This is a genomic window from Arthrobacter sp. MYb214 (assembly GCF_002979865.1).
Classification (GTDB): Bacteria; Actinomycetota; Actinomycetes; order Actinomycetales; family Micrococcaceae; genus Glutamicibacter.
Window position 1 is genome coordinate 148,262 of record NZ_PCPZ01000002.1, and the last position, 26,282, is coordinate 174,543.

Annotated in this window: 21 protein-coding genes and 1 riboswitch; of the genes, 11 read left to right on the plus strand and 10 right to left on the minus strand. The window is 61.9% G+C overall.

Annotation, left to right across the window (positions count from 1 at the left end):
* Positions 1-15: 15 nt before the first annotated feature.
* Entirely contained in the window at positions 16-465 is a 450-nt protein-coding gene (locus tag CQ012_RS06445; protein WP_105661669.1) for a hypothetical protein, read from the plus strand.
* 733 nt (positions 466-1,198) lie between these two features.
* Complete coding sequence (locus tag CQ012_RS06450; protein ID WP_146112918.1) at positions 1,199-1,828, plus strand: hypothetical protein; 630 nt, start codon at positions 1,199-1,201, stop codon at positions 1,826-1,828.
* 747 nt (positions 1,829-2,575) lie between these two features.
* On the opposite strand, the gene CQ012_RS06460 is transcribed toward CQ012_RS06450, so the two are convergent.
* Both CQ012_RS06460 and CQ012_RS06465 read right to left on the minus strand, forming a co-directional pair.
* Positions 2,576-3,616: a methionine synthase gene (locus tag CQ012_RS06460; RefSeq protein ID WP_105661672.1), complete on the minus strand. Its 1,041-nt coding sequence runs from the start codon at positions 3,614-3,616 to the stop codon at positions 2,576-2,578.
* 31 nt (positions 3,617-3,647) lie between these two features.
* The gene (locus CQ012_RS06465) at positions 3,648-4,640 is read right to left on the minus strand and encodes a DUF1852 domain-containing protein (protein ID WP_105661673.1); all 993 of its coding nucleotides are present in this window, start codon (positions 4,638-4,640) and stop codon (positions 3,648-3,650) included.
* A gap of 122 nt (positions 4,641-4,762) precedes the next feature.
* Between CQ012_RS06465 and CQ012_RS06470 the strand changes: the two genes are divergently transcribed.
* The 5 genes from CQ012_RS06470 to CQ012_RS06490 all read left to right on the plus strand — a co-directional run bounded on the left by CQ012_RS06470 (position 4,763) and on the right by CQ012_RS06490 (position 11,356).
* Positions 4,763-5,704, plus strand: coding sequence for a LysR family transcriptional regulator (locus tag CQ012_RS06470; protein ID WP_105661674.1), 942 nt, complete (start codon positions 4,763-4,765; stop codon positions 5,702-5,704).
* A gap of 228 nt (positions 5,705-5,932) precedes the next feature.
* A riboswitch (SAM riboswitch) is annotated at positions 5,933-6,023 on the plus strand.
* An 89-nt stretch (positions 6,024-6,112) separates the two neighbouring features.
* Positions 6,113-7,426: an O-acetylhomoserine aminocarboxypropyltransferase/cysteine synthase family protein gene (locus CQ012_RS06475; RefSeq protein WP_105661675.1), complete on the plus strand. Its 1,314-nt coding sequence runs from the start codon at positions 6,113-6,115 to the stop codon at positions 7,424-7,426.
* On the plus strand, positions 7,423-8,643 hold the full coding sequence (locus tag CQ012_RS06480; RefSeq protein WP_105661676.1) for a cystathionine gamma-synthase: 1,221 nt from the start codon (positions 7,423-7,425) through the stop codon (positions 8,641-8,643). Before CQ012_RS06475 ends, CQ012_RS06480 begins: the two co-directional genes overlap by 4 nt.
* Positions 8,644-8,714: 71 nt before the next feature.
* The gene (locus tag CQ012_RS06485; RefSeq protein WP_105661677.1) at positions 8,715-9,584 is read left to right on the plus strand and encodes an AraC family transcriptional regulator; all 870 of its coding nucleotides are present in this window, start codon (positions 8,715-8,717) and stop codon (positions 9,582-9,584) included.
* A gap of 62 nt (positions 9,585-9,646) precedes the next feature.
* A complete protein-coding gene (locus CQ012_RS06490) occupies positions 9,647-11,356 on the plus strand; it encodes an HNH endonuclease signature motif containing protein (RefSeq protein ID WP_105661678.1) in 1,710 nt (569 codons plus the stop codon).
* A gap of 65 nt (positions 11,357-11,421) precedes the next feature.
* Here the strand turns inward: CQ012_RS06490 and CQ012_RS06495 are convergent, their stop codons facing one another.
* Both CQ012_RS06495 and purU read right to left on the minus strand, forming a co-directional pair.
* On the minus strand, positions 11,422-11,940 hold the full coding sequence (locus CQ012_RS06495; protein ID WP_105661679.1) for a gamma carbonic anhydrase family protein: 519 nt from the start codon (positions 11,938-11,940) through the stop codon (positions 11,422-11,424).
* Between the two features lie 37 nt (positions 11,941-11,977).
* Positions 11,978-12,820 carry a formyltetrahydrofolate deformylase gene (purU, locus tag CQ012_RS06500; protein WP_105661680.1) on the minus strand — a complete coding sequence of 281 codons (843 nt, stop codon included), beginning with the start codon at positions 12,818-12,820 and terminating at the stop codon, positions 11,978-11,980.
* 326 nt (positions 12,821-13,146) lie between these two features.
* Between purU and CQ012_RS06505 the strand changes: the two genes are divergently transcribed.
* Complete coding sequence (locus tag CQ012_RS06505) at positions 13,147-14,892, plus strand: hypothetical protein (RefSeq protein ID WP_219844351.1); 1,746 nt, start codon at positions 13,147-13,149, stop codon at positions 14,890-14,892.
* Positions 14,893-14,901: 9 nt separating this feature from the next.
* On the opposite strand, the gene CQ012_RS06510 is transcribed toward CQ012_RS06505, so the two are convergent.
* A complete protein-coding gene (locus tag CQ012_RS06510) occupies positions 14,902-15,936 on the minus strand; it encodes a flavin-containing monooxygenase (protein WP_105661682.1) in 1,035 nt (344 codons plus the stop codon).
* A 170-nt stretch (positions 15,937-16,106) separates the two neighbouring features.
* Between CQ012_RS06510 and CQ012_RS06515 the strand changes: the two genes are divergently transcribed.
* Together CQ012_RS06515 and CQ012_RS06520 are read left to right on the plus strand one after the other, a co-directional pair.
* Positions 16,107-16,973: a bifunctional methylenetetrahydrofolate dehydrogenase/methenyltetrahydrofolate cyclohydrolase gene (locus CQ012_RS06515; RefSeq protein ID WP_105661683.1), complete on the plus strand. Its 867-nt coding sequence runs from the start codon at positions 16,107-16,109 to the stop codon at positions 16,971-16,973.
* Between the two features lie 266 nt (positions 16,974-17,239).
* Positions 17,240-18,862, plus strand: a complete 1,623-nt coding sequence (locus CQ012_RS06520) for an AAA family ATPase (RefSeq protein ID WP_181148836.1) — start codon at positions 17,240-17,242, stop codon at positions 18,860-18,862.
* 204 nt (positions 18,863-19,066) lie between these two features.
* On the opposite strand, the gene CQ012_RS06525 is transcribed toward CQ012_RS06520, so the two are convergent.
* From CQ012_RS06525 to CQ012_RS06540, 4 genes are read right to left on the minus strand one after another with little or no spacing between them, the layout of a single operon-like run.
* Positions 19,067-20,458, minus strand: coding sequence for an MFS transporter (locus CQ012_RS06525; RefSeq protein WP_105657406.1), 1,392 nt, complete (start codon positions 20,456-20,458; stop codon positions 19,067-19,069).
* 32 nt (positions 20,459-20,490) lie between these two features.
* Entirely contained in the window at positions 20,491-21,711 is a 1,221-nt protein-coding gene (locus CQ012_RS06530) for an NAD(P)/FAD-dependent oxidoreductase (protein WP_105657407.1), read from the minus strand.
* A gap of 1 nt (position 21,712) precedes the next feature.
* Positions 21,713-22,036 (minus strand): 2Fe-2S iron-sulfur cluster-binding protein, encoded by a 324-nt coding sequence (locus CQ012_RS06535; RefSeq protein ID WP_105657408.1) that lies wholly within the window; start codon positions 22,034-22,036, stop codon positions 21,713-21,715.
* A 15-nt stretch (positions 22,037-22,051) separates the two neighbouring features.
* Positions 22,052-23,317, minus strand: coding sequence for a cytochrome P450 (locus CQ012_RS06540; RefSeq protein ID WP_105657409.1), 1,266 nt, complete (start codon positions 23,315-23,317; stop codon positions 22,052-22,054).
* Positions 23,318-23,422: 105 nt separating this feature from the next.
* Here CQ012_RS06540 and CQ012_RS06545 point away from each other — a divergent pair, with 105 nt between their 5' ends.
* Positions 23,423-24,334 carry a LysR substrate-binding domain-containing protein gene (locus CQ012_RS06545; RefSeq protein WP_181149028.1) on the plus strand — a complete coding sequence of 304 codons (912 nt, stop codon included), beginning with the start codon at positions 23,423-23,425 and terminating at the stop codon, positions 24,332-24,334.
* Between the two features lie 446 nt (positions 24,335-24,780).
* On the opposite strand, the gene CQ012_RS06550 is transcribed toward CQ012_RS06545, so the two are convergent.
* Positions 24,781-26,166: an MFS transporter gene (locus CQ012_RS06550; RefSeq protein ID WP_105657411.1), complete on the minus strand. Its 1,386-nt coding sequence runs from the start codon at positions 26,164-26,166 to the stop codon at positions 24,781-24,783.
* Positions 26,167-26,282: the final 116 nt, after the last annotated feature.

Below are 26,282 nucleotides of genomic sequence, written 5' to 3' on the forward strand. Positions count from 1 at the left end.
GGATAAAGTAAAACTATGCGTGTACTTGGAATATCCGTAGAACCTGCTGGTGGTAAGCCGAAGGTCCATGTCGTTACTGTTGAATCGAAATCGCCCGATTTTGAAGTTGTTGAGAGCTTCACGCTTCACACGACCGCGACTGTACCTGCCGAACAAGCTGTCAATCTTGCGCAGCTGCTCCAAGGACGGCTTCCGGGGATGACGTTCGATTCGGCCGTCATCAAGACTGCAGGTGCTTCACCAGTAGCGCGGAGGAGCCGCGCCGCGTTCCAGCGAGCCCATGCGGAGGGAGCCATTCTGTTCGTCCTGCACGAGATTGGTGAAATTCGCGTGGAAGCCAAGGACGCTCAAGGGCTGGCAACGCTTGCTGGAAAGAAGAAAGCTGATTTAGAGGCTAAAGCGCAGGGGCTACATTCTGCGCGCAAGTTCCACGATGCTGTCTACGCTGCTTTGGCATTGCTCTGACGAATCCCAATCGCATTCGACATGAACGACATCCAATTCTGTGATGCGAATCTCGGGGCCAGTCTCTACCAGCGGGTTGAGCACTAATCCTACAAGCGAAAATTCATTGCCATTATCTCGCAATTTTCGAGCTGCACGCGCGAGTAGCGTCCCGCTGGCGTAGTTGATGTCAAAGATAATTGTCGGGCCGTTGCGGCTACCGTGAATAGAGGGTTCCAGCATCATCGCAGCTCCCAAAACCCGCTCTGCCTGGGGACTCGCGGCGACAACACCGAATCCCGCATACGCTCTTGCCGTTCTCAGTAGAACTTCAGCACACTGTCGAAGAGCTACCGCAGAGTCATTGTTGTGAACAACCGCTGTACCGTGATTCATGATGCTGAGTAAGTCCACAAGTAGCTCCCTTCGGCTCAGACTAATAAAAAATGCTCGACTCATAACAGTATCGGCACATTTGTTCCTGAAAGGAATCTCTGGGATCCAATTCCGTGCGTTTCTCAAGTAAGGGTACCGACTAGCCGCATCTTCAATGAAACTTGACACTATTCGTGCTGCTGGAACATTACGATCGACAGTTGAGGACGCATTGGAACAAACGTGTCGCGGAGAATGTAACAGGGGAATCTGAAAGTGGAATTCTTCGTAACTGAGGAGCGCATCATAGGTATCTTGCCAATGGATATTCGAAACAGTTAGAACTACTCAAGTGTTTCTTGCTGGCAATATTGGGATCATGAGTATGGATGACGATCGTGAACTTATCGACGAGATTCGGAAATGGGTACTGCCCCCGGATATGGAGATGCGACCTAAATCGGAACAAATTGCAATTGGGACTGCACTGCTCCACCGTTTGAGAGAAATGCTCGCGAACGGTCCAGAATCGCTCAATCGTCATGTGTCCCGGCGACAAGTCAGTCCGGAGCTCCCGACGCTCAACGGTGAGGTAGTCATCGCCGCTGCCTGGTCAGAGGACGCAGGGGGTACGTTGTCGCAAGCGACATCGGGTGGCTGGGATACACGGACAAAAAGATACGACGACACGAGTACGCGTCTTGTCAAGGCCCTGCGTGCTGTGGCACCGAAGCAGCTTGTCGACCGTTTGGAGACGGCACTAGAATTGCGGCACTTCGTCGTTCATGGAATTTGGGTTGACGGATCCTTCGTCAAACATCCGGTGACCCGGAAAGCCTATGACTTTGTTTCGATGAAGCGTAGTTACCGTACTGACGCTCCTGAAAAGGACATCAAAGCTTTTATGCCTAATTCATTGAAGTGGCTGGCTGCGGAGTTCTGGGAGCTCGAGGACGAAATCGAGAAGCTCCACTCCCAGGTGATCTTCGGCAAAGACTATACTGGCTAGAGTACCTTCGAGATGCTGATGCTGATGGAGATTCACTATATCGTCAAGTGGCTTCGTGTGGGTGAGAGTCGTGCTCAAGGCAGAATGGCTTCGGCGCCAACGCCGCGCGCAGCCAGTCGTGCATCTCATCAGTGAACGCGAGGCGGGTGGCGAGGAAGCGCGTGATCGATGCTTCGGGGTACTCCTCATCGGGGGTGTGCTCGGCTACTGCTGTGGGCCTGACTGACCTTCCTGACGTGTCATCCGGAGCCTTACCGGTCGTCGCCGTGTCGCCGATCCATAGACGGGTTCGACGGTCGTCGCGTGCTTTATCGCAGGAGAAGAGTCATAGTGAAAAAGTGTTCGGGCATCTCGTCCTTTCACTTTGTCGTCGTTGGCCCTGCGGCCGACCTTCGCGCTGATCACATCATAAAAATTTACTGCGACAGGCAGAGGCCTCGGTCGTAGCGTGTCGTACTTACGGTGCAGTGGAGGTTAGTAACCAGCTTTGTCCCATTCAACCCGGATGCCCGTGTAAGCGTTCGCGCCCGAGGCGGAGAAGCCCCGAAGCCGATCATGTCTGCAGTGAACTTCATTCCAGTCATCTCGAGCAAAGCACATAGCAGCGGGCACTTCTTCTCGATCATTGCGGCGTCCCGCGCGGCGGTCACGACCGGTTTTCGCATGCATCCGAGGTACATAGCGCGTCCCGGGCACCAGCAACAGATTACTTTGAGATCTTCCGCGAGTAAGGCGCCTGACTGAATTTCAAACGCTTGTTCCGACAAGCTCCTCACGCAGCACCGCGGCCCCGGCGTTCAGAGCGCTGAGCTTGGCCAGAGCGACCTCACGGGGGAACGGCGCCATGCCGCAGTTGGTGCTCGGGATCAGTTTGTCTGCATCCACGTATTCCAGCGCCTTGCGCAGGGTTTCGGCCACTTCGTCTGGGGTTTCTACCTGTTGGTTGGCCACGTCGATGGCACCGAGCATGACCCGCTTGCCGCGCACCAGTTCCACGACCCCCTGCGGGACATTCGAGTGGTGGGATTCCAGCGAAATGGTGTCAATTGATGAGCGTTGCAGTAGCGGGAAGGACTTCTCGTAGTGCCGCCACTGGGTGCCCAGGGTCGCTTTCCAGTCATTGTTCGCCTTGATGCCGTAGCCAAAGCAAATATGAGCCACGGTCTCGGCCTTCAGGCCCTCGCAGGCGCGCTCCAGCGCGGCTACGCCCCAGTCGGCCACTTCGTCGAAGAAGACATTGAAGGCAGGCTCGTCGAACTGGATGACATCAACTCCGGCGGCCTCCAATTCCTTGGCTTCCTGGTTCAGGATGGCAGCGAACTCCCAGGCCAGCTTCTCCCGGCTGCCGTAGTAGCCGTCGTGCAGGGTGTCCACCATGGTCATCGGACCGGGCAGGGTCCACTTGATCTGGCGGTCGGTTAGCGTGCGCAGGAACTTCGCGTCCTCTACGAATACAGGGGCCTTGCGTTCCACCGCGCCGACGACGCTGGGCACGCTGGCCTCGTAGCGGTCGCGGATGAGTATGGTCTGCTTGTTCTCGAAATCAACGCCTGACAGATGCTCGATGAAGGTGGTCACGAAGTGCTGGCGGGTCTGCTCTCCGTCGGAAATGATGTCGATGCCGCGGCGGGTCTGTTCCAGCACCGCGGCGCGCATCGCGTCCTGCTTGCCCTCGGCCAGCGCCGTCCCTTCCAGCTTCCACGGAGACCACAGGGTCTCGGTTTCAGAAAGCCAGGAAGGCTTGGGCAGGGAGCCGACGATAGAGGTGGGAAGCAGGGAATTGGTCATAACTGGTCCTTCGGAATCTGAAGATAATTGATTAGGCGGTGGGGACGGCGCAGTTGGCAGCCCAGGATTCGAGCAGTTCGCGATTTGGAATAATGAAATGCTCTTCGGTGAACTTCCCTTGGACCTTGCCTAGCTGGGTTCGTTCTTCGCGGTCATAAAAGACGCGGGTAGGGGAGAAATCCTGGGCGCCGAGACTCGGGTGGTACACAGCAGGCGCTGCCGAATTGGCGTTGTAGATTTCCGGACGGTAGATCTTCTGGAAGGTCTCCATGGCGCTGATCAAGCTGATCAGCTGCAGATTGGTGTAATCGTTGAGCAGGTCGCCACGGAAGTAGAAAGCCAGCGGTGCAACAGCACCCGGCGGCATGAAGTAACGCACGCTCAAGCCCATTTTTCCGAAGTACGCGTCGGTCAATGAATTTTCATCCTGCTGGTATTCCAAACCGAGCACCGGATGGCTATTGCCGGTGCGGAAATAGGTCTTGGAAGTCGAGACGCTGATGCAGATCACCGGCAGCTGCTCGAAGCGTTCGCCGTAGGCATGCGAGTTCAAAAAATGCTGGAAAAGCTGCCCATGGAGATCGCCAAAATCTTCCGGAAGCATCGGAGCTCCGCTGTCATTACACGAAGCTGGAAGCACCACGCTGAAGTCGTAATCGCGGACATAAGAAGAGAAATTATTGCCGACCATGCCCTGGGACCGGGTACCCGTGAGTTTATCCACGATCGTGGTTTCAAGCACTTCTAAAAGTGGAAATTCCTGTTCGGTATTATCGGCGGAAAAATGCACATTTGCTGAAATGATTTCCAATTCCAGCGCATAGCGGTCGCCCTGGGGATTGTCCCAGTGAGCCAAGGAATTGAAGCGGCGGTTGATCATCGTCAGAGCATTGCGCAGGTTCTCTTCACGACGCTCTCCGCGTGCCAAATTAGCGAAGTTTGTCGTGGTTCGAGAATTCGCAGAAGGGGAGTAATTCTCGTCGAATCTTGTGGTGCTAATGCTGAAATTTAATGCGTCTGCCATGATGGCCAATCTGTATTTGGGAGGCCTGGGCAGGCCCAGGGGAAGTCGTTGCGTCAATCATGCAGGGTGATTCTTGATATCAGGTAACTCGATATAACTATGGATTCATATAGACTCTGGCTATGGTTCAGGGAACGAATGGTCTGACACTGCAGCAGCTTCGCTATTTTGTGGCGGTGGCCTCCGAGGGGTCGATTTCGGCTGCCGCCGACCTCATTTACGTCGCGCAGCCCAGCATGTCCGCGGCGATGAAGGAACTCGAATCCCGGGTGGGACGCACCTTGCTGGTGCGCTCGGCCAGGGGAGTCACGCTCACCGCCGAAGGCGCAGAATTCCTCGGCTACGCCCGGCAGGTTCTGGAACAAGTGGAGCTCCTAGAACATCGCTACCTCGGACGTCCCTCCGCCCGGCGGCTGCTGGGCGTCTCCACCCAGCATTACTCATTTTCGGTGGATGCTTTCGTGCGGATGGTCCAGGCCAGCGGGGCCGAGGAGTACCAGTTTTCGCTGCGCGAGACCCGCACGGAAGAGATCATCGAGGACGTGCGCACGCTGCGCAGCGACATCGGGATCCTGTACCGCAACGACTTCAACCGGAAGGTCATCGACAAGCTGCTGCGCGAATCCCGGCTGGTCTTCCACCCGCTGTTCCTGGCCGATCCGCACATTTTCATCTCGCGCAGCAACCCGCTGGCCACCCGAACCCAGGTCACGCTCGAAGACCTCGAAGACCTGCCCCGGCTGACCTTCGACCAGGGGGCGAATAATTCCTTCTACTTCGCCGAGGAGGTGCTCTCCACGCGCTCCAGCCAACGCGAAATCCAGGTCTCGGACCGAGCCACCATCTTCAACCTGATGATCGGCTTGGGAGGTTACACGATCTCCACCGGCATCATCAGCGACGAGCTGGATCCCTCCATCGTGGCTATCCCGCTGGCCATCGAGGAGCGCATCGAGATCGGCTGGATTGACCACGCCGCCATCCCGCTCACCGACCAGGCCCAGCGGTACCTGCAAGAAGTACGCACCGTGGTCGCCAGCTTCGGGGTAGAAGTGCTCGGCTGAGCCGCCAGCAGCGTAACGCCCGGTCATCGAGCACCGGCACATCGTCACAAAATTCAGGAGAAACCGCTAAACCATGCGGTTTTTCTCAATTCTGCGCGTCATAAAAGGGTTCAGGCCCCCGCGTCATCATGACAAGGCGACGACATATGAAGCGTGGCGGCCTTGTATGAAGCCGGGCGCCGGATACCGCTTGCACCGTTTGCGGCGGATAGCCAACCATGGAAGAACATCCCATCAAGAGCGGCTGAGAGATCTGGCTCGAAGACGCCGCAGCAACCATCGGGAAACCGAAAGGTGCTACCGCCAGGAACGATGGAGCAGTTCCGAACGCGCTTTTGCGTGCTGTGCTTCGTGCCTTTGCACGATGCCTAATCGGTGCACTCCCTCGCAGAGAATCGAGGAGGAGCCATGAGCCAGGAAACCGACGCGGTGCACGCAGGGTACCGCCCGAGCGGAGACTTCCGCCCGATGCTGCCGCCGCTGCACAATTCCGCAGCCTACCAATTCGCATCGCACGCCGAAGCGGTCGAGAAGTTCGCGCTGCGCCAGGCCGGCTTCACCTACTCGCGCACCGGCAACCCCACCGTCTCGATTCTCGAACAGCGCGTGGCCGCCCTGGAAGGCGGGGCCCACGCGGTGGCCACCGCCACCGGGCAGGCCGCCGTGGCCCTGTCCCTGCTGGCCCTGACCCAGGGCCCCAAGCACATCGTGGCCTCCTCCTCGCTCTATGGCGGCACCGTGGACCTGTTCACCGACACCTTCGCGGACTTCGGCATCCGCATCAGCTTTGTCGACCAGGCCGATCCGTCCGCCTGGGCCGCTGCCATTGAGTCGGACACCCGGGCGTTCTTCCTGGAGTCCGTCTCCAACCCGCTGTGCACCGTGGCCGATCTGCCCGCCATCGCGGCGATCGCCCACGAGCACAACATCCCGGTGGTGGTCGACAACACCCTGGCCACCCCGCTGAATATTCGGCCTCTGGAACTCGGTGCCGACATCGTGGTGCACTCGGCCACCAAGGGCCTGGCCGGGCACGGCTCGGTGCTCGGCGGCGTCGTGGTGGACTCGGGGAAATTCGACTTCTCCGATGCCGCCCGCTGGCCACAGATCGCCGCCCCACGGGTGCGGCTGAACAACACCTCGCTGCTTGAGCGCCACGGACCGGCCGCCTACGCAATGCTGGTGCGCTCCAAGTTCCTGCACGACCTGGGCCCGACCCTGGCCCCCGCCAGCGCCCAGGGCATCCTTGCAGGCATCGAGACCCTGCCGGTGCGCGCCGCCCACGTGCAGCGCAGCGTCACCAGGCTGATCGACGCGCTTGCCGAGTATCCGGGCATTGCCGCCATCCACCACCCTTCGCTGCCCTGCCACCCCAGCCACGAGCTGGCCCGGACGCTCACGCCCAAGGGCACCGGCTGCGTGCTGGCCATCGAGCTGGCCCACCCGTCGCTGGTTTCCCCGGTAATCGACGGGCTCAAGCTGATTTCACTGGCCGCGAATGTGGGGGACACCCGCACCATGGTCTCCCACCCGGCGACCATGACGCACTGCCGGCTCTCGGAGCAGCAGCTGGCCGCCGCGGGCCTGAACACCTCCACCCTGCGCCTGTCGGTGGGATTGGAAGACTCCGCCGACCTGCTCGCAGATATCACCCAATCGCTGGATCTTGCATTGGCCGCAACCCAGGCCACCGCCGGCACCAAGGAAGTGAGTTTCGCATGAGCGGCTTCAACACCCTCGCCGTGCACGCAGGCCAGCACAAGGACCCGCACACCGGTGCGGTGATCCCGCCGATCTACCAGACCAGCACCTTCATCCAGGACGGCATCAACGTGCTGCGCGCCGGGCACGAATACTCGCGCGGCTCCAACCCGACCCGCAACGGGTTCGAATCCCAGCTCACCGCGCTGGAAGGCGGCGCCGCCGGCTTCTCCTTCGCTTCGGGCATCGCGGCCGAAGATGCGCTGCTGCGCGCAGTGCTGGCGCCGGGCGATCACATCGTGCTGGGTGCCGATGGCTACGGCGGCACCAACCGGCTGATCTCGAAGCTGCACGGCAAATGGGGGATCACCTCTTCGGCGGTGGACATCACCAACCTGGATGCGGTGCGCGCCGCGATGCGCCCGAACACCGCGCTGCTCTGGGTGGAAACCCCGTCCAACCCGCTGCTGGGCATCGCCGACCTGGCCGGCTGGGCTGCCATCGCCCGCGAACACGGCGCCCTGCTGGTGGTGGACAACACCTTCGCCACCCCGTACCTGCAGCGGCCGCTGGATTTCGGCGCCCACGCGGTGGTCCATTCCACCACCAAGTACATCGGCGGGCACTCCGATGTGCTCGGTGGTGCGGTCATCGTGGCCGATCACCTGCACCGCGGGCAGAGCCTGGCCGAAGCCGTGGGCTACCAGCAGTTCGCCGGCGGCGCGGTCTCCGGTCCGCAGGATTCCTACCTGGCCGCTCGCGGGCTGAAGACTCTGGGCCTGCGCATGGAACGCCACGGGGCTACCGCTTCCACCCTGGCCCGCTGGCTCGATGACCAGCCCGAGGTCACCCGCGTCTACTACCCGGGACTGGAACGCCATCCGGGCCACGAACTGGCCAAATCCCAGTCCGCGGCCGGCCGCGGCTTTGGCGGGATCCTCTCCTTGCAGCTCTCCGATGAAGCCGCTGCCCGCGCCTTCGCCCAATCCATGGAGTACTTCCAGCTCTCGGTGTCCCTGGGCGGGGTGGAATCGCTGGTCTGCTATCCGCGCGAAATGACCCACGCTTCGCTGATCGGCACCCCGCTGGAAATCCCGGCCAATCTGGTCCGCCTCTCGGTGGGCATTGAAGAGCCCGAGGACCTGATTGCCGATCTGGAACGCGGCCTGTCCGCGGCCCGCGCGGCGTCCAAACCGGTCGTCGCCCGGGTATGTGAAAAGACTCTGGAAAACGCCTGATCGCTTCGAACCGCGATTATCGGGCGGCGTGCCCCTACCCTGAAGAATAGTAGTTGGGGAAGGGTGGAATCATGATCGGAATTCTCAATCGGCTCATCGAGCAAATCGAGGCTCAGCTACGCGCCGAGATCAACCTCGCTGACCTGCTGCGCACCGAAGGCAGCACCGAATACCATGTGCGGCGGATGTTCTCCTCGCTGTCCGGCATGCCGGTCTCCGAGTACATCCGCCGGCGCCGCATGACCCAGGCCGCCGCGGATCTGCTTGCCGGTCAGGACCTGCTGAGCATCGCGATCCGTTACGACTATGGTTCGGCCGAAGCATTCGGCCGGGCCTTCCGAGCGGTGCATGGCGCGTCCGTGGCCGATGTCCGCGAGAATGGTGGCCCCCTTCGAAGCCAACCAATCATCAGGTTCAGCCTGACCGTCGAAGGGAATCGTCCCATGGATGCACGAATAGTTGATCGAGAAGAATTCCAGCTTATTGGATACGCCACGCAGGTACCGCTGATTCACAACGGTGCCAACCCGCACATCCAGGCCCACATCGCCTCCATCCCGATAGCCGAGCACGCTCGGCTCAAGGAGCTGTCTTCCGCGCAACCTGCCGGTTTGCTGCAGGTCAGCGACCAGGTAGACCCCGATTACCGCGAAGGCAGCGAGCTGACCTACCTGCACGGTGTCGCCGTACCCGGTGGCATCCAGGTGCCCAAGGACCTGGACATGATCCAGGTTCCTGCTGGCCAGTGGGCGGTCTTCAGCGTTTCGGGCCCCTACCCGTCAGCGTTGCAGGACCTCTACGCCGCCACCGCTACCGCGTGGTTCCCGTCCAATCCGTGGCGTTTGCGCGTGGGGCCGTCCATTGTCGCCGTGCTCGATCGGGCCCCGGACTTCAGCACCGCGACCTGCGAGCTCTGGCTGCCGGTTGAAGCCGGCAACTAGACTTGTCCACAGCCCGTACACGCATGCCCTGCAGATCCATTTCTGCGGGGCATGGTGTACCCATGAGCAGAGAAATCGCGCAAGCGCTGAAGGACCTGGCCGACGCCAACGCGTTGGCCGCTTCAGCGACCCATGTCCTGGCCCAAGGCGGCCTCACCGCCGGCCAGGCCGCCTATTTTTCGATGCTCGCTGAAGACACGTCCCAATCTCTCGCCCGGACCCAGGTCCACGCGGCAGCTGCCCTGCGGCGTACCGGCGCCCACAAGCTCGACCAGGAATCCTTCCAGGCCATCTCCGATCTCGGGGCCCACCCCACCGTCGAGCAAATCGAAGCCGCGAAGGGGCGCACCACGACAGCGCGCACGCATTTCAAGGACGCCAAAGGACTGATGACCGACTGGCTGGATATCCCGCGCAGCACCGCCGCCGCCCGCCTGGTGCAGGCCGACTGCCTGCTTGGCGGCACGGACGAGGCAGGACAACCGACTGATCCGTGGCTGCCGGAGCTTGCTACGCAGTTCGACGACCCGAGCATTGATCCGCGGCTGGTTGCCTCGGCGGCAATGAAGCTGCATTCGCTCCGCAAGGATCTGGGCGAAGGCAAAGCCGCAGAGGCGAAGAAGCAGCAGCTCCAGGCAGAATCCGCAGCCTTCCTGCGTTCAGAGCCCAAGTCAGCGCGCAAGCACATCAACGACATGGTCTCGCAGATCAAAGCGGGCCAGCGCCCGCTCAAGGCTCTGCTCGACGGAATCGGGATCTTCAAGCGCGGTATGCGCAAAGGGCTGGTTGAATACATCATTCGTGTTCTCCCATCGCATGCCGCATACATCGAGGCCTACTTCGCCAATCTGGATAATCCGTCCACCGTTGCCGGCAACCGCGAGGGCTTGAAAGACGTTGATGCCCAGTTCACCGGTGAGGAAACCAGCGGCTGGGACGATGATGAAAGCAAACCCGACTGGGCAAAAGACGGACCGGGTGGCGACGCTACGGAGGACATTGGAGATCTCGACTCGGAAGACGAGAATCTCCACTGCGGAAATGATGAGCTCCAGCCAGAAGTTGCTTCCGCCGAAGCGAAGCCGGCCAACGCTGAATGGGAAGACCTGAAACCCGAGCGAAGACGACTCGTTGGTTTCATGGCCTTGCTGATGAGCGAACGGAAACCCAGCGGAGGCCCGCCGGAACAGCAATCAGGACTTGCCAGCGCGCAGGTGAGCGTCATCTTGGATTGGGATAAATTGCAACAGCGGACCGAGGATTTCGCTGTGACCTCCTCGGGGATTCTGCTATCCCCGGGAGAAACCAGGACCGCACTGTGCAATGCCGGGATTCTCCCGGTGGTGCTGAACGGCAAGAGCCTGCCCTTGGATCTCGGACGAACGCAGCGGCTATTCACCAAGGCCCAAGTCCGAGCCCTGCGGGCAGCCTATCGAGGCTGTTCCTATCCCGGGTGCAGCATGCCTGCGCAGCGGTGCGAAGCGGATCATCTGGATCCGTGGGAGAAGGGCGGGCGCACTGATATCAAGTCTGCGGTGTTGAATTGCTTGATTCACCATACGGCCAGGCATTGCGGATTGTTCCAGGCGGTGAAGATCCCTGGGAGCCGGCCGATGGTGCTGTTGCCGCCGGAGTTGGATCCGGAGCAGAATTTGCGGATCAACACCTATTTCATGACTCCGGCCGAAGGGTTGGAGGCCGAAGCATTGGCGGAGGAGACCACGGTGAAGTGGCGTGCTGGGTTGCTGGACGTCGAAATCGCCGAGCCATGAGCAGCACGCACAATGCTTAAAGCGAAAGGTCCTGGAAGCAGTGCGCTTCCAGGACCTCGCAAACTCTAGGCGTTGGCTTCCAGATGCTTGGCTGCCAGCACGAGATAGTGATCAGCGTTGGTCTTCAACCCGGCGACTTCTTCATCGCTCAGTTCGCGGCGCACCTTCGCCGGAACGCCGGCCACCAGCGACCGCGGTGGAACCTGGGTGCCTTCCAGCACCAGCGCGCCGGCAGCCACAAGTGACTGCTCGCCAATCACCGCGCCATTCATGATGGTCGCGCTCATGCCCACAAGGCAGCCGTCACCTACGGTGGCGCCGTGCACAACCGCCGAGTGTCCCACCGACACTCCCGCGCCCAGGGTGCAAGGGAAACCGGCATCCGCGTGAAGCACGACGTTGTCCTGCAAGTTGGTGCCTTCACCCACACGAATCGGCGCCGAATCGCCGCGCACGGAGACGCCATAGAAGGCGCTGGAGCGATCCGCGAGGGCGACATCCCCGCTCAACACTGCGGTGGGTGCGACAAAAACGTTCTCGCCGACCTGTGGGGTCGACCCGTCAATAGTAATCATGTGGCTCATGCCACCTACTCTAATTGGCTCAGGCGCACGGGGCGAGTCACGAGAAGACGATGGTGCGCTGGCCGTCGAGCATCACGCGATGCTCAGCATGCCACTGCACGGCGCGGGTCAGCGTCCGGCCCTCCACGCTGCGGCCCAGCTCAACGAGCTGCTCGGCGGTGCGCGTGTGCGAGACGTGGGTGACTTCCTGGTCGATGATCGGACCTTCATCGAGGTCCGCGGTGACGTAGTGCGCGGTGGCACCGATCAGCTTCACGCCGCGGGCGTAGGCCTGGTGGTACGGCTTGGCGCCCTTGAATGAGGGCAGGAAGGAGTGGTGGATGTTGATGACCCGGCCTTCCATGCGCTCGCAGAGCGAATCCGAAAGGATCTGCATGTAGCGAGCAAGCACCACCAGTTCGATGCCGTAGTCCTCGGCGAGCTTGAGCAGCTCAGCCTCGGCCTGGGACTTGTTCTCCTTGGTCACCGGCAGGTGCACGAAGTCCACCCCGTAGAAGTCGGCCATCGGCTTCAAATCCAGGTGGTTGGAGACGATCACCGGCACATCGATGGGCAAGGTGCCAGCACGCTGGGCGAACAACAGGTCATTGAGCGCATGCCCGGCCTTGGAGCACATGATCATGGTGCGGGTGCGCTTGGCGCCGTCGTCCACACGGAGGGACATGTGGAAGTCATCGCGGATGGGCGCGAGCCCTGCGCGGATCTGTTCCAGGGACTGCTCGGTGGCTACCTCGATGCGCATGAAGAAGGTGCCGGTTTCGGGCGAGAGGAACTGCTGGGACTCGGTGATATTGCAACCGGCACCCAGTAGACCCCCGGAAATGGCATGGACGATGCCGGGACGGTCGATGCAAGATAGGGTGACGATGAAATTGTTCATGCATTGAGATTAACCGGCTGGCGCGCTGCATGCACATTCGTCTCGGTGGAGTTACACAGTTAGGCGTCGAAGCTACTGGATCATCAGCAGGTTTCCGCACTCAGCCGAGGTGCTTTATGCGTCTTCAAAAAACACCGTGCGAACTAATGATCAATACCTGGCCGCGCTATGACATGATGTCTATAAATTTGGCATTTTCACGCTTGGGGAAACACATGAGGCTGCTGCATCGTTTTACTTCGGTTATAGGCGCCACCGCCTTGGTATTCGCCGGGCTCGTGCCCCCAGCCCACGGTGCTATCAGCCCTGCAGACTGCTTTGAGTACTTGGATGAGACCGCTAGTGTCGTCGTGGGTTTGTCCTGCAAGAACGTGGCATCGTTGCAGGAACTGCCGATGACGCGCGATATCCAGTGGATCGGCGTCGACACCCAGAAGGAGCAGGCGCTCGGTGGGCTGGAAGTCCTGGCCGCCAACCCCCAGTTGCAATCGGTGCGGATCAATAAGGCTCCACAGGAAATCATCGCGGAACTAGCCAAGCTGCCAGTGCTGGAGTCACTGTCATTGACATTCCCCAAGGGGCAGCAGGTGCAGCTGGCTGGGCTGGGACAGTTGTCTGACCTGAAGGAACTTGAAGTGCTCGCCACGAGTTCGACGGATTATCGCTGGGCCAAGGATCTGTCTGATCTCGAAGTACTGGATCTGGCTAGCTACACCAAGCCGCTCATCGAACTGAAGATCGGTGCCAGCACGGAAATTGAACCGGTGATCACGGTGGATGGCAGTGTGCTCAAGCCGTGGGAATACACCCGCGAACGAATCCTGGGCCAGATCAGCCCCACCGGATTCACCGCGAACAAAGCCGGATACGCGGGTGTGGCGGCTGAACTCACCGACTTCGAGGCGGTGATCCCGGGACAGGAGAATCTGAAGTCTGTCAGCTACGCAGCCAGCTGGCACATTGGCGTGCGCGATACTGCCCAGCTCGGCCGAATTTCACTGAACAGGAACCCGTCGCTGGCGGGCCATGACGCGGCGGTCGTGGGAGATGACCTGCTGGCACCGACAACCAATTACCCATACACGGCCCTGCAGTGGACCCGCAACGGGGCACCGATTCCCGGTGCCGTGGGAGAGAGCTACCAGCTGGTGCGCGAAGACTCCAAGAAAGTCATCGCGCTGAACTATGAGACGAAAGCAGTTCGTCAAAACGGCGAAGTATGGGTCCCCTCGGCGCAGGGGACGATGAAGTACGGAGCGCCGATTGCCGCGACAGTCGCCTCGATCGCCAAGCCGACGATCAGCGGCAGCAAGATCGTGGGACAGAAGCTCACCGCTTCCCTCGACGCCGCATACTTCCCGGAGTTCACACGCCATTATCAGTGGCTAGTCGACGGTTTCGAGATTCCGCGGGCTACCGCGAAAACCTATACCCCACCTCAGTCCTATGCCAACCGCAAGATCGCCGTGCGGGCAAATCTGCACGCGGCGGACGGAGAATCGGTATGGCTGCCGGCCAGCTCGGCAGTCAAGGTCGTCAAGGGTACGATCACGGTTGCCAAGCCAAAGGTCTCTGGAACCTCAAAAGTCGGTTCCAAACTCACCGCCAAGGCCGCCACACCGGCTCCCTCCGCCCAGTCCACTAAGTACCAGTGGCTGCGCAGCGGCCAGAAGATCAAAGGTGCCACGGCAAAGACCTACGCGCTCAAACCCGCAGATCTGAACCAACGGATCTCAGTCTCGGTGACCTATGCCAAGGCCAACTACACTACCAAGACCGTGACCAGCACTGCGACCGGGAAGATCGCAGCCGCCAAGCTCAAGGTCCTGAAGAAGCCGGTGATCACCGGCAAGAAATCCACCGGCAAGACCTTAAAAGCCACGGTAGGCAGCTACAACACTAAAAACGTGAAGATCTCCTACCAATGGACGCGCTCCGGAAAGATCATCCCCAAGGCCACCAAGCCGAACTACAAGGTCGTCAAAGCCGATGCCCGGAAGACCTTGGGCGTGTGGGTGACGGCCTCGAAACCCGGCTACACCACCGTGCTAACCAAGGTGAGCAAGAAGTAACTGGGCACGCTATACCGCAACCGCGGACAGGAACTTGCTGGCTGCCAGCGCCGCCTTCCTCCCTGCCCGGGTAGCGCCCAAAGTCGAGGCCGACGCGCCATAGCCGACGAAGAACAGCCCCGGCACCGCCACGGCAGCCACCCCGTCCTCCATCAGGATGCCGCCCTGCGCGGTGTGCAGTTTCAGATCGCGCAAATGCCGGTGGGCATGCCGGAAGCCGGTCGCCCACAGGATCGCATCGATCTTTTCGCGTGACCCGTCGGAGAAGACGACGGCGTCGGATTCCAGCCGGTCGATCTTCCCCCGCGAAACCAGCGCCCCGGAGGCGATCCCGGCACGCATCTTCTCGGTGAGCAGCAACCCGGTGGTGCCCACCACCGACTTCGGCGGCAGCCCTGCACTGGTGCGCTCGTTGACCTGGCGCTCCACTTCCTGGCCCCATTCGGCACCGGTGGGAACGTCGCGCCAGTCCGGTGCGCTGCGCGTGGACCACAGGGTATCCACGCCGGCAGCGCGCAACTGCACGATGAACTGGGTGGCACTGGCGCCGGCCCCGACCACCAAAACGCGCTGCCCGGCGAATTGCTGCGGGGAGACGAAGCCATTTGTGTGCACCTGCGGACCGTCGAAGTGCCCGGGGTAGACCGGCCAGAACGGATTGCTCCAGGTTCCGGTGGCGTTGATGATGGTGCGCGCCCGGTAATCCGCATCGGCGTGCACCACGAAGTTTTCTCCGTCGTTTTCGACCGAGGTCACCGGTGCGCCGTGGCGTACCGGCAACGCGAAGCACTGTTCGTATTCCGCATAGTATTCGGACACCACTTGCGAGGCCGGTCGGGTGGAATCCTGCACTTGGAGCGGGAAATCGGGCAAGGGGTGGATATGATGCGCGTCGCCCAGCGTGAGGGTATCCCAGCGGTGCTGCCAGGCCCCGCCTGGTGCAGGGTTCGCGTCGAGCACCAGGAGGTCGATGCCGCGCTTGGCCAGATGGTAGGCGGCGGCAAGCCCGGCTTGCCCTGCGCCGATCACGATTGTCGAGTACACGCTTAAGGTAACCCTGCGCACTTCAAAGTCATTCCCGAAGCCATTTTCGCTACACTGGAACGCGTGACTGGCGTTAGGTGGGTAACCACCAGGGAGCTAATCGTGCGAGCCGCGCGCCTGGGTTTGCACACCACCCGCCTTGGGAACAGGGCACCTACGGAAGGAACAGCGTGAGCGCACGCATTCTCGACGGCAAGGCCACCGCGGCCGCCATCAAGCAGGAACTGGCCGAACGCGTTGCCAAGCTCAAGGCTGCCGGGCACACCACCGGACTGGGCACCATCCTGGTTGGCAACGACCCGGGCTCGGCCTGGTATGTCGGTGGCAAGCACAAGGACTGCGCCGAAGTGGGCATCGAGTCGATCCGAGTGGACCTGCCCGAGGAAACCACCCAGGACGAGCTGCTGGCCAAGGTGCGCGAGCTGAACGAGAACCCGGACTGCACCGGCTACATCGTGCAGCTGCCGCTGCCCAAGCACATCGATACGGACGTGATCCTCGAAGCTATGGATCCGGCCAAGGATGCCGACGGCCTGCACCCGATGAACCTGGGCCGCCTGGTCGCCAACGTCAACCGCCCGATGGCCTCCCCGCTGCCATGCACCCCGCTGGGCTGCGTGGAACTGCTGGCCCGCCACGATATCGACCTGAACGGCAAGCACGTGCTGGTCCTGGGCCGCGGCGTGACCATCGGCCGCCCTGTCGGCCTGCTGCTGACCCGCCGCGACGTGAACGCGACCGTCACCCTGGCCCACACCGGCACCACCAATCTTCCTGAACTACTCGCCCAGGCCGATGTCATCATCGCCGCTGCCGGCGTGCCGCACATCATCAAGGCCGACGCCATCAAGCCCGGTGCGATCGTGCTCGACGTGGGCGTTTCCCGCGTGGATGGCAAGGTCACCGGCGACGTGGACCCGGCTGCCGCCGAGGTCGCGTCGTGGATCTCGCCGAACCCGGGCGGCGTGGGCCCGATGACCCGCGCGATGCTGCTGAACAACGTGGTCGAGGCCGCAGAGCGCAACGCCGCCAACTAGACGCGAATGAACTCAAACACCAACGGCCTGCCATGATGGCAGGCCGTTGGTCTTTTACGTCCAGCAGCGGTATTTACTAGGAGACGTAATTCCTCTGGACGCAAATTGGTTTTAAGGCCGTTCCGAAAGCATTTAGATTTGCGTTTCCCTGATTAATGTTAGTGGTTCATCAGATTTAATAGGTGACGTCCTTTTCTGTAAGTGTGTCGTTGGCTTTTCGTTTGGCTAATAAACGAATGATGGTTGGGTATCGTAATATCGGTCTCATGACTCAAATTGGCGAGGTGCCCACACCTTTGGCTCAGTGGAATATTCCAGTGTTTACGGGTGGTTTCTGCAGCGTGCAGGTGAGTGCGGGAGAGGTGTTGACGATCCTAGGGGCGAATGGCTCGGGTAAATCTGCTCTGGCTTCGTGGATGCCGAGGAATTCGCAGGCAACGGCTATCCGGAGAGTGTTAGCGCAACGAAAACTGTGGTTTACTCAGTCGGGACCTTCCATTACTCCGGCAGACCGAAGAACGCGATTTGCCCAAATCACGCATTGGGATCAGGAATTTAGTTCGCGCTATCTTGATCACAGTGATTCACAGCGCTCGGGGATTGCCTTGTTCGATATGCTAGCCAAGATCAACCAGGAGAACAGGGCACGCGTAGATCTGTATGAGGCGGGGTCGAGCACTGAAGATGTTACCCGGAGGATAGGTCCACGTGTTCTCGACACGTTCAATACAGTGCTTCAAACTTCGGGCCTGGAAATTGAAATAGGCGTGGATTCTACAGAGAATTTTTTTGCGAAGCATCTCAATTCTGACGTGACATATCCGATTCATTTGATGTCCGATGGTGAGAAGAGCGCGCTATTGCTCGCCGCTGAAATTATTACTGCCCCGTCCGGGGTGACGTTTATTATCGATGAGCCGGAGAGACATCTGCATCGAGCAATTTCCGATGAACTCATAAAAACCATTATTGCTACACGTAATGATTGTGCTTTTGTCGTGTTGACCCATGACCTGGACCTCGCCGCGAGCCTTTCTGAACAAAGAGGGAAAGTGCTAACCGTGTTTGGTGTGCGGTGGGAAGGCGAACAAGCCATGCAGTGGGATCTGCATGAGATTGCACAGGACGACTCCTTGCCTGAAATCGCCCGACAGGCCATTCTTGGTGGGCGGAAGGAGATTCTCTTCATTGAAGGAGAAACGACGAGCCATGATCTGAGCCTTTACAAGGTGCTCTTCCCAGATTGGCTACTGGTGCCTAGCGGAGGATGCGATACGCTCATCCGGTCAGTGTCTGGCCTACGGAATAGTGCGAGTTTCCATTGGGTCAGAGCACGCGGTTTGGTTGATGGGGACTGGCGATCTGAGCAGGAAATTGAATCCTTATTTAGTCTTGGTATTCATGTTCTGCCGGTGAGCGAAATTGAGAACCTCTACTACACTTCGGAAGTGCTGCAGGCAGTAGCAGAGCAACAAGCTTCGACGTTTGGCTACGATCCTCAGGTCAAAGTTGAGGAGGCCAAGAGCGCGGCCATGAAGGCGCTAGGAAAGGACGGGACGTTAGAAAGACTGACCGGACAGCTTTCGAAATCTGTGGTCGCGAGGAAACTAGTCGAGTACATGCCAGATGTGGTTGATGAGAACGCAATCGAGATCAACTTTGACTCGCCATTTCCACAAATTCTCAGGCAGATGAAGGATCATGTTACTGCTTGTGCGTATGACGAGCTGATCAAAGCGCTCCCGATTCGTAACACCAGCATGAGAATTGAGATTGCTAGGCACCTCGGTTTTCAGAGTATCCAGGACTATGAAACTGCGGCCCTTCATCGCATCCGCAATTCTCCGCCGTTGCAAATAGATTTGCACATCCCCATCGAGAAGCAGTGAGGTCGAGAGCCCACTGGATAAACCTTACAGAGAAATCCAGCGAGGTCCGGTCCTAAGGAAATCTTGGTGCGGTGCGGTGGGATGAGAACCCGATTACCCGATTGTGGTGTCCATTAAAGCCGCAGAGCGCAACGCCGCGAAGTAGACGCGAAAAACCGGCAGTCCGCCAATGGTGGGCTGCCGGTTTTTTGATCCCTGCAGATCCTACAGCGCGTCCTGGGGCACGGGCTGCCCCGCGGTCCGCTTGTCGAAGACCAGCGCGCCGACTTCCTGCTCGGCCTGGTTGCCGATACCCAAGTCGATGCCGCTGCGATCACGCACCATGCTGACCGCCGCCAGCGATATTGCGGTAAGCGCGAACAGGTACCAGCCGACCGCCGTGGTCCCGCCGGTGGCCTGCACCAGCGCGGTGGCGATCATCGGGGCGAACGCCCCGCCCAGTATCGCGCCGAAAGCGTAGGAAATGGAAACCCCGGAGAAGCGCACCGAGGCGGGGAACAGCTCGGAGTACAACGCGGCCTGCGGACCGTAGGAGAAGCCCAGACCGATGGCGAACAACGCGAACGCCACGTAGAGCAGCGGCAGGCTAGCGGCGTTGACCAGCCAGAATAGCGGGAAGATGCACAGCAGCTGGCTGATGAAGCCGATCTGGTAGGTGCGCTTGCGCCCGATCCTGTCGGCCACGACCCCGGAGAGCAGGGTGAAGGCGAACCACATGACTGCACCGAAGGAGACGGCCAGCAGCACCTGCGTGCGGGTGAAGCCCACAGGCCCCTCAGGGTCCGTCATATAGGCCTGCAGGAATCCGCCGGTGGTCATGTAGCCGGCGGCATTGTTGCCAGCGAAAATCAGCGCGGCAACCAGCACCAGCAGCCAGTGCTTCTTGAACAGCACCACGATCGGAACGCGGGTCTGTGCCTTCTTCTGCGCGATCTCCTCGAAGACCGGGGACTCGTCCACCGAGCGGCGGATGAAGTAGCCCACCACGATCAGCACGAAGCTGAGCAGGAACGGCACGCGCCAACCCCAGGCCATGAACTGCTCGCCGGGGGAGATCACGCCGGTCATCAGCGCCATCATTCCCGAGGCCAGCAGCATGCCCAGCGGCACGCCGAGCTGAGGGTAGGCGCCGGCCCGGGCGCGACGGTCCTTCGGGGCGTGCTCAACGGCCATCAGCACCGCGCCGCCCCATTCGCCACCGGCGGAGATGCCCTGGATGATGCGCAAGAGCAGCAGCAGGATCGGGGCCAGCACGCCCGCGGTCTCATAGGTGGGCAGCACGCCGATCAGCGTGGTGGAGGCGCCCATGAGGGCCAGGGTGAGCACCAGCATGGCGCGCCGGCCGATTTTGTCCCCGTAGTGCCCGGCTAAGAACGCGCCCAGCGGGCGGAAGAGGAAGGAAATGCCGACGCTGGCGAAGGAGAGCAGCAGGCCGATCTGCGCGCCGGCTGGTTCGAAGAACAGGTGGGCGAAGATCAGCCCCGCTGCGGTGGCGTAGATGAAGAAGTCGTACCACTCGATGGTGGTGCCGATGACGGTGGCGAAGGCGACGCGCCGCTGGCTGGTGCCGGGGTGCCGCTGGGTGGGTGTGCTCATGAGCTGACCTCATTGGGATAGTAGTGGGGGTGCTAGGCCGCGACCGGTGCGGCGTTGGCCAGGTCCTTCAGGGATGCTCCAGCGAGCATCGCTTCGGTGATGCGCTCGCCGCGGGCCAGCAGCTTGCGTGCGGCAGCGTGGTCGGCGGGACGGTTAATGGATTCCACCGCGACCAATTGCCCGTCGCGCAGCCGTGCGATGGAGAATTTTTCGCTGCCCGGGTCGCCCAGCAGCACGCTGCTGTCGGTGGGCTCGGCCAGCCCGGCGATTTGCAGCCGGTGGCGGCCCTGGATGCTCCAGAACCAGGCAATCTCCGAGTACGCCGTGGGCTCGCCGCACAGGGTGCGGGCCAGGCTGCGCGCCTGGTCCGCGGCGTTCTGCACCGACTCCAACCGCACCCGCGTGCCGTCGCGCCCGACATTGGCGCAGTCGCCCACCGCGTAGACGCGCTCATCGCTGGTGCGCAGCGCGGCATCCACCAGGATGCCGTTCTCGCACTCCAATCCCGATGCTTCGGCCAACTCAATGTTGGGGAGCACGCCGATGCCGTAGACCACCAGATCCGCCCGGCAGCTTTCCCCGGCGGAGGATTGCACTAGCAAATCCTCCTGCACGTCAATGGACTGCACGCCTTCGCCCAGGCGCAGCTCGATGCCGTCGCCGCGATGGGCCTGGGTGAACCAGTTGGAGAGCTGGGCGGAAACCGAACGGTTCAGCACCCGGGGAGCGGAGTGCAGCACCGTGACATCGATCCCGCGGGCCCGGGCCGAGGCCGCGAACTCCAGACCGATGAAGCCGGCACCGGCCACGACGACCCGCTGGGCGCCGTCCAGCTGCCGGCGCAGGATTTCCGCGTCCTGCAGCGTGCGCAGCCCGATGACCCGCGGGTCCTCGGCGCCGGGGCAGGACAGCACCCGGTTGCGTGCGCCGGTGGCGAAGACCAGCCGGTCATAGCCGCGTTGCTGCCCGTCGGACAGGGTCACGGTGCGTGCGGCGCGGTCAACGGCGGTGGCGCGCGCACCGGTCAGCAGTTCGATGCGCTGCTGGGCGTAGAAGTCCTCCGAGCGCAGCGGCAGCACCTCGGGTTCCTGGGCGGAAGCCACGAAGTCCTTGGACAGCGGAGGGCGCTGGTAGGGCTGTTGCGCGCCCTGGTCGACCAAGGTGATGGCGCCGGCATGGCCGTGCTCGCGCAGCGTTTCGGCCAGCTGCACGCCGGCGTGGCCGGCGCCGATGATCAGGATGCTTTCGTTCATTTCAGACCTGTTCGGAGGGTACGGCCACGCGGATGGACTGCAATGCGCCGCCCAGGGAAACCTGGCAGCCCAGCCGGCTGTTCGCGGTGCGCTCTGCGGTGGTGCAGTCGAGCATTTCGTCTTCGTCTTCCGAGAGTTCTGGAAGACCAGCTGCATCCTCGGGGTTAACGTAGACGTGGCAGGTGGCGCACATGGCCTGGCCGCCGCATTCGCCGACGATCCCGGCGATGCCGTTGGTGACGGCAGCGCGCATGATGTTGCCGCCTTCGGCGACCTCGACGTCGGTCGCGGTGCCGTTTGGCTGTTCAAAGGTGATGGTAGGCATGGAAGGCTCCTTGTATTAGGCGTCCCAGAGGACGCGCATTTTGGTCATGCCGCGGAAGACCCAGCCGGCATCGATGCTGGCGGTGGCCGGATCCAACCGCAGATTGGGCAGCTTCTCGAAGACCGCCGGCAGGGCGACCTGGGCCACCTGGGCCCGGGCGATCCAGGTGCCGGCGCAGAAGTGCACACCGCCGCCGAAGGCCAGGTGCGGCTTCTTCTCGCGGAAGATGTTGAACGTTTCGGGATCCTCGAAGACCAACGGGTCGCGGTTGGCCGCGCCTAGCACCACTCCGAGGCGCGCACCGGCTGGCAGGCTGATGCCTTCGAGCACCAGCTCCTGGGTGGTTTCACGCGGGTACATGCCGATCGGGGCGACCCAGCGCACCGATTCCTCGAAGGCCTTGGGGAGCAAAGCCGGGTCCTGGCGTACCGCCTGCAATTGCTCGGGGTTCTCCAGCAGCGCCCAAACGGTGGTGGCCAGCACGTCGCGCGGCTCGTTCAGCCCGCCGCCGATGGTCATCTTCAGGTTGGCGCGGATGGCTTCCAGCGGGATCGGCATGGTGGCCAGGTTGGAGAGCAGCGAGTGGTCCGGGTTCTTCGCCAGATAGGGGAGCATCTCGTCGATGGCCGCGTCGACCTCTGCCGAGGAAGCCTCTGCCTTGGCCCAGACCTCTGGGTCATCGGCGTAGTTGCCGGTGCCGTCGATCATGGTCTGGCTCCAGCGCTGCATGTCCTGCTGGGTGGCATTGTGGAAGCCGCAGATCAGCCGCAGGTTCTCCGCGGTGTACGGTGCGGCGTAGTCCCAGACGAAGTCCGAACCCGGCCCCTTGGCGAGCAGCTGGCCCAGGTACTTCTCGTTGTTCTGCGCGAAGATCCCGTTCCAGTGCTTCTTGATGGTGCCCGGGCGCAGGGTCGCTCCGTAGGAGTCGCGGTCCACCTGGTGCTCCGGGTTGTCCTTGCGCAGCATCGAGTGGCCCATGGACCGCTTCATCAGCGAGTTGCGCTCGTTGGCGGAGAAGCGGGCTTCGTCCTGCTCGATCTCGTGGCAGGCGGCGTAGGAGGTCACCATGTAGCGGTTCACCGCCGGGACCCAGTGCAGCGGGGCCTCGGCGCGCAGGCGCTGGTAGATCGGGAACGGATCGCGGTACAGGTCCTCGATTTTTACCCAATCGGCGACCGGGGCCTCGCGGACTGCGGATTCGGTGCTGGCGTGCGGCACTGGTGCGGTGCCGGGGGTGGCCTGGGCGCCGGTGAACGGGCAGGTCGCTGGGGCGGTGCTCATGCTGTCTCCTTAGTGGTTCCTTGTTCAATCACTAGTGTGAGGCAGGCCATAACCACGGGTAAAATGGTTATATTCGAGGAATATCCACTGAATAAGCGAGGAATAGTGCCGAAATTTACGCTGCGTCAGCTCGAATGCCTGGCCGCCGTAGGGCAGCTGGGCTCCATCACCGCCGCCGCGCAGTCACTTAATTTGTCAGCCTCCGCGGTGACCGGCGGGCTCAACGAGCTTGAACGCGTGCTGAACACGCAGCTGACCATCCGGCGCAAGGCCCATGGCGTGAGCCTGACCCCGGCCGGGCGCTACGTGCTGGACGAGGCACAGGGAATCCTGCAGGCCTCCAGGGACCTGGAGCAAATGGCCAGCGGTGCCGGGGAAGTGCTGGCCGGAAAGGTTCGGGTGGGCTGCTACTCGTCGCTGGCGCCCACGGTGCTTCCGGAGCTGCTCGCCGAATACGGGCAGCGCTACGCGCAGGTGGAAGTCGATTTCTTCGCCGGCACGCAGCAGGAGATCTTCCAGATGCTGGCCGCCGGGACGCTGGATCTGGCCTTCGTCTACGACTTCGGCCTGCCCGAAGGCATCGAGCGCACCCAACTGTTCCGCACCGAACCCTATGTGCTGCTGCCCGCGGGGCATCCGCTGGCCGAAGAGCCGAAGGTGCCGCTGGTGCGGCTGGCCAGCGAGCCGATGATCCTGCTGGATGTCCCGCCGAGCCGCGAGCACACGCAGAACCTGTTCGAATCCGCCGGGGTCGAACCGTGGATCCGCTACCGCACCGCCGACTTCGAGGTGACCCGCTCCATGGTGGCCCGCGGGCTCGGCTACGCGGTGCTGGTCCAGCGCCCGGCGGTGGATGTTTCCTACGAGGGTCTGGACCTGGTGGTGCGCCCTATCCACCCGGTGGCCCGAACGGTGCGCGTCGCACTGGCCCGCCCCCGCGCCGTCGCCCCGTCCAAGGCGGCCACCGCCATGCATGACCTGGCACTAGAACTGCATTCGACGAACGCCGCTCACTGACCGGGCTACTGTCTGGCGGAGCAGGCACCCGCATCCGCGGGCCAAGGCCGCAAGGCCAACGCCCGGAGTATCCTCGGTGCCGCTGGTGGGCTTGGGGCGCAGCCGCTGGGAGGACTGCATTAAGACAGCGGCCGAACGCCAACGCCACGAGCGCGTCGAGGAGGGGAACGGCTGGTGCTTGCCCGCGGCATTCATGGGCACGGCCCGGGCTGGTAGCCCCGACCTTCTGGATCCTGACTGATCGGTGCAATCATCTTCGCAGCCCGCCGACGGCATGTGGCCCGCGCTGCGGCCGGCGCCGAATCGGTGCGGCGCGAACGCAATGCCCGCGGCGAGATCGAATAGACCGAGTTCCGCAAACGACTGGATGTGCTGCGCACCAAGCTGAAATAGAAAAGCCCGATGGCCCGTTCGGAAACGGGCCATCGGGCTTATGCTTGCAGCGCCTAGGCGTCCTGGGTAGCCTTCACAGCATCAGCGCGGCGCTTGTCGAAGACCAGCGCGCCCACTTCCTGCTCCGCCTGGTTGCGGAAGGACAGGTCGATTCCGGCCCGGTCGCGGATCAGCGAGACCGCGGTGAACGAGATCGCGACGACGATCAGCAGGTAGATGGCCACCGCGGTGGTGCCGCCGGTCGCCTGCACCAGCGCCTGGGCGATGGTCGGTGCGAACGCGCCGCCGACGATCGCGCCGATCGCGTAGGAGATCGAGACGCCGGAGAAGCGTACCGAGGCCGGGAACAGCTCCGAGTAGAGCGCCGCCTGCGGGCCGTAGGTCAGCCCCAGTCCGATGGAGAACAGGCCGAAGGCCAGGTAGAGCAGGCCCAGCGAGCCGGAGTTGACCAGTGCGAAGACCGGGAAGAGCGAAGCTGCCAGAATAATGAAGCCGATCTGGTAGGTGCGCTTGCGCCCGATCTTGTCGGCCAGCAGGCCAGCGACCAGGGTCATGACCAGCCATACGGCGGCGCCGAAGGCCACGGCGACCAGCACGTCGGTGCGCTCCAGCCCGACCGGGCCATCAGGGTTGGTGGTGTAGGCCTGGAAGAAGCCGCCGGTGGTCATGTAGCCTGCGGCGTTGTTGCCGGCGAAGACCAGCGCGGCAATGAGCACCAGTGGCCAGTGCTTCTTGAACAGCACCAGGATCGGCACAGCGGTCTGCGCCTTGTTCTCGCTGATTTCCTCGAAGACCGGGGACTCGTCCACCGAGCGGCGCACGAAGTAGCCGACGGCGATCAGGATAATCGACACCAGGAACGGAACGCGCCAGCCCCATTCGAGGAACGCATCGCCGGGGGAGATCACCCCGGTCATCAGCGCCATGGTGCCCGAGGCCAGCAGCATGCCCAGCGGCACGCCCACCTGCGGGTAGGAGCCTGCGCGGCCGCGGTGTCCGTCGGAGGCGTGCTCGACGGCCATCAGCACTGCGCCGCCCCATTCGCCGCCAGCGGAGATGCCCTGCAGGATGCGCAGCAGCAGCAGCATGATCGGCGCCCAGATGCCTGCGGTCTCGTAGGTCGGCAGCACGCCGATTAGCGTGGTGGCTGCACCCATCAGCGCCAGGGTCAGGACCAGCATCGCACGGCGGCCGATCTTGTCGCCGAAGTGCCCGGCCAGGAATGCGCCCAGCGGGCGGAAGAGGAAGGACAGACCGACCGAGGCGAAGGAGATCAGCAGCGCGATCTCCTGGCCTGCTGGTTCGAAGAACAGCTGGCTGAAGACCAGGCCTGCTGCGGTGGCGTAGATGAAGAAGTCGTACCACTCCACGGTGGTTCCGATGACCGTCGCGAAAGCTACGCGGCGCTGGTTGGCCTTGGCGGCCTTGGATTGTGTCATAGTGCTTCCCTTGCGAGTGGTACCGAGGCGTCGATCACTGGCACCTGAGTTTTGGGTCACTCCAGTGTGGCACCAAGCACAAGTAAGGTAAACTTCAAATATCTGCAAAACTTCTG

Bases quoted from the DNA above. Each gene is read 5' to 3' on its own strand.
- CQ012_RS06525 (WP_105657406.1), bottom strand. From the start codon at position 20,458: ATGAGCACACCCACCCAGCGGCACCCCGGCACCAGCCAGCGGCGCGTC.
- CQ012_RS06490 (WP_105661678.1), top strand. From the start codon at position 9,647: ATGAGCAGAGAAATCGCGCAAGCGCTGAAGGACCTGGCCGACGCCAAC.
- CQ012_RS06465 (WP_105661673.1), bottom strand. From the start codon at position 4,640: ATGGCAGACGCATTAAATTTCAGCATTAGCACCACAAGATTCGACGAG.
- CQ012_RS06520 (WP_181148836.1), top strand. From the start codon at position 17,240: ATGACTCAAATTGGCGAGGTGCCCACACCTTTGGCTCAGTGGAATATT.
- CQ012_RS06445 (WP_105661669.1), top strand. From the start codon at position 16: ATGCGTGTACTTGGAATATCCGTAGAACCTGCTGGTGGTAAGCCGAAG.
- CQ012_RS06530 (WP_105657407.1), bottom strand. From the start codon at position 21,711: ATGAACGAAAGCATCCTGATCATCGGCGCCGGCCACGCCGGCGTGCAG.
- CQ012_RS06550 (WP_105657411.1), bottom strand. From the start codon at position 26,166: ATGACACAATCCAAGGCCGCCAAGGCCAACCAGCGCCGCGTAGCTTTC.
- CQ012_RS06470 (WP_105661674.1), top strand. From the start codon at position 4,763: ATGGTTCAGGGAACGAATGGTCTGACACTGCAGCAGCTTCGCTATTTT.
- CQ012_RS06485 (WP_105661677.1), top strand. From the start codon at position 8,715: ATGATCGGAATTCTCAATCGGCTCATCGAGCAAATCGAGGCTCAGCTA.
- CQ012_RS06450 (WP_146112918.1), top strand. From the start codon at position 1,199: ATGAGTATGGATGACGATCGTGAACTTATCGACGAGATTCGGAAATGG.
- CQ012_RS06460 (WP_105661672.1), bottom strand. From the start codon at position 3,616: ATGACCAATTCCCTGCTTCCCACCTCTATCGTCGGCTCCCTGCCCAAG.
- CQ012_RS06540 (WP_105657409.1), bottom strand. From the start codon at position 23,317: ATGAGCACCGCCCCAGCGACCTGCCCGTTCACCGGCGCCCAGGCCACC.
- purU (WP_105661680.1), bottom strand. From the start codon at position 12,820: ATGAACAATTTCATCGTCACCCTATCTTGCATCGACCGTCCCGGCATC.
- CQ012_RS06495 (WP_105661679.1), bottom strand. From the start codon at position 11,940: ATGAGCCACATGATTACTATTGACGGGTCGACCCCACAGGTCGGCGAG.
- CQ012_RS06475 (WP_105661675.1), top strand. From the start codon at position 6,113: ATGAGCCAGGAAACCGACGCGGTGCACGCAGGGTACCGCCCGAGCGGA.
- CQ012_RS06480 (WP_105661676.1), top strand. From the start codon at position 7,423: ATGAGCGGCTTCAACACCCTCGCCGTGCACGCAGGCCAGCACAAGGAC.
- CQ012_RS06535 (WP_105657408.1), bottom strand. From the start codon at position 22,036: ATGCCTACCATCACCTTTGAACAGCCAAACGGCACCGCGACCGACGTC.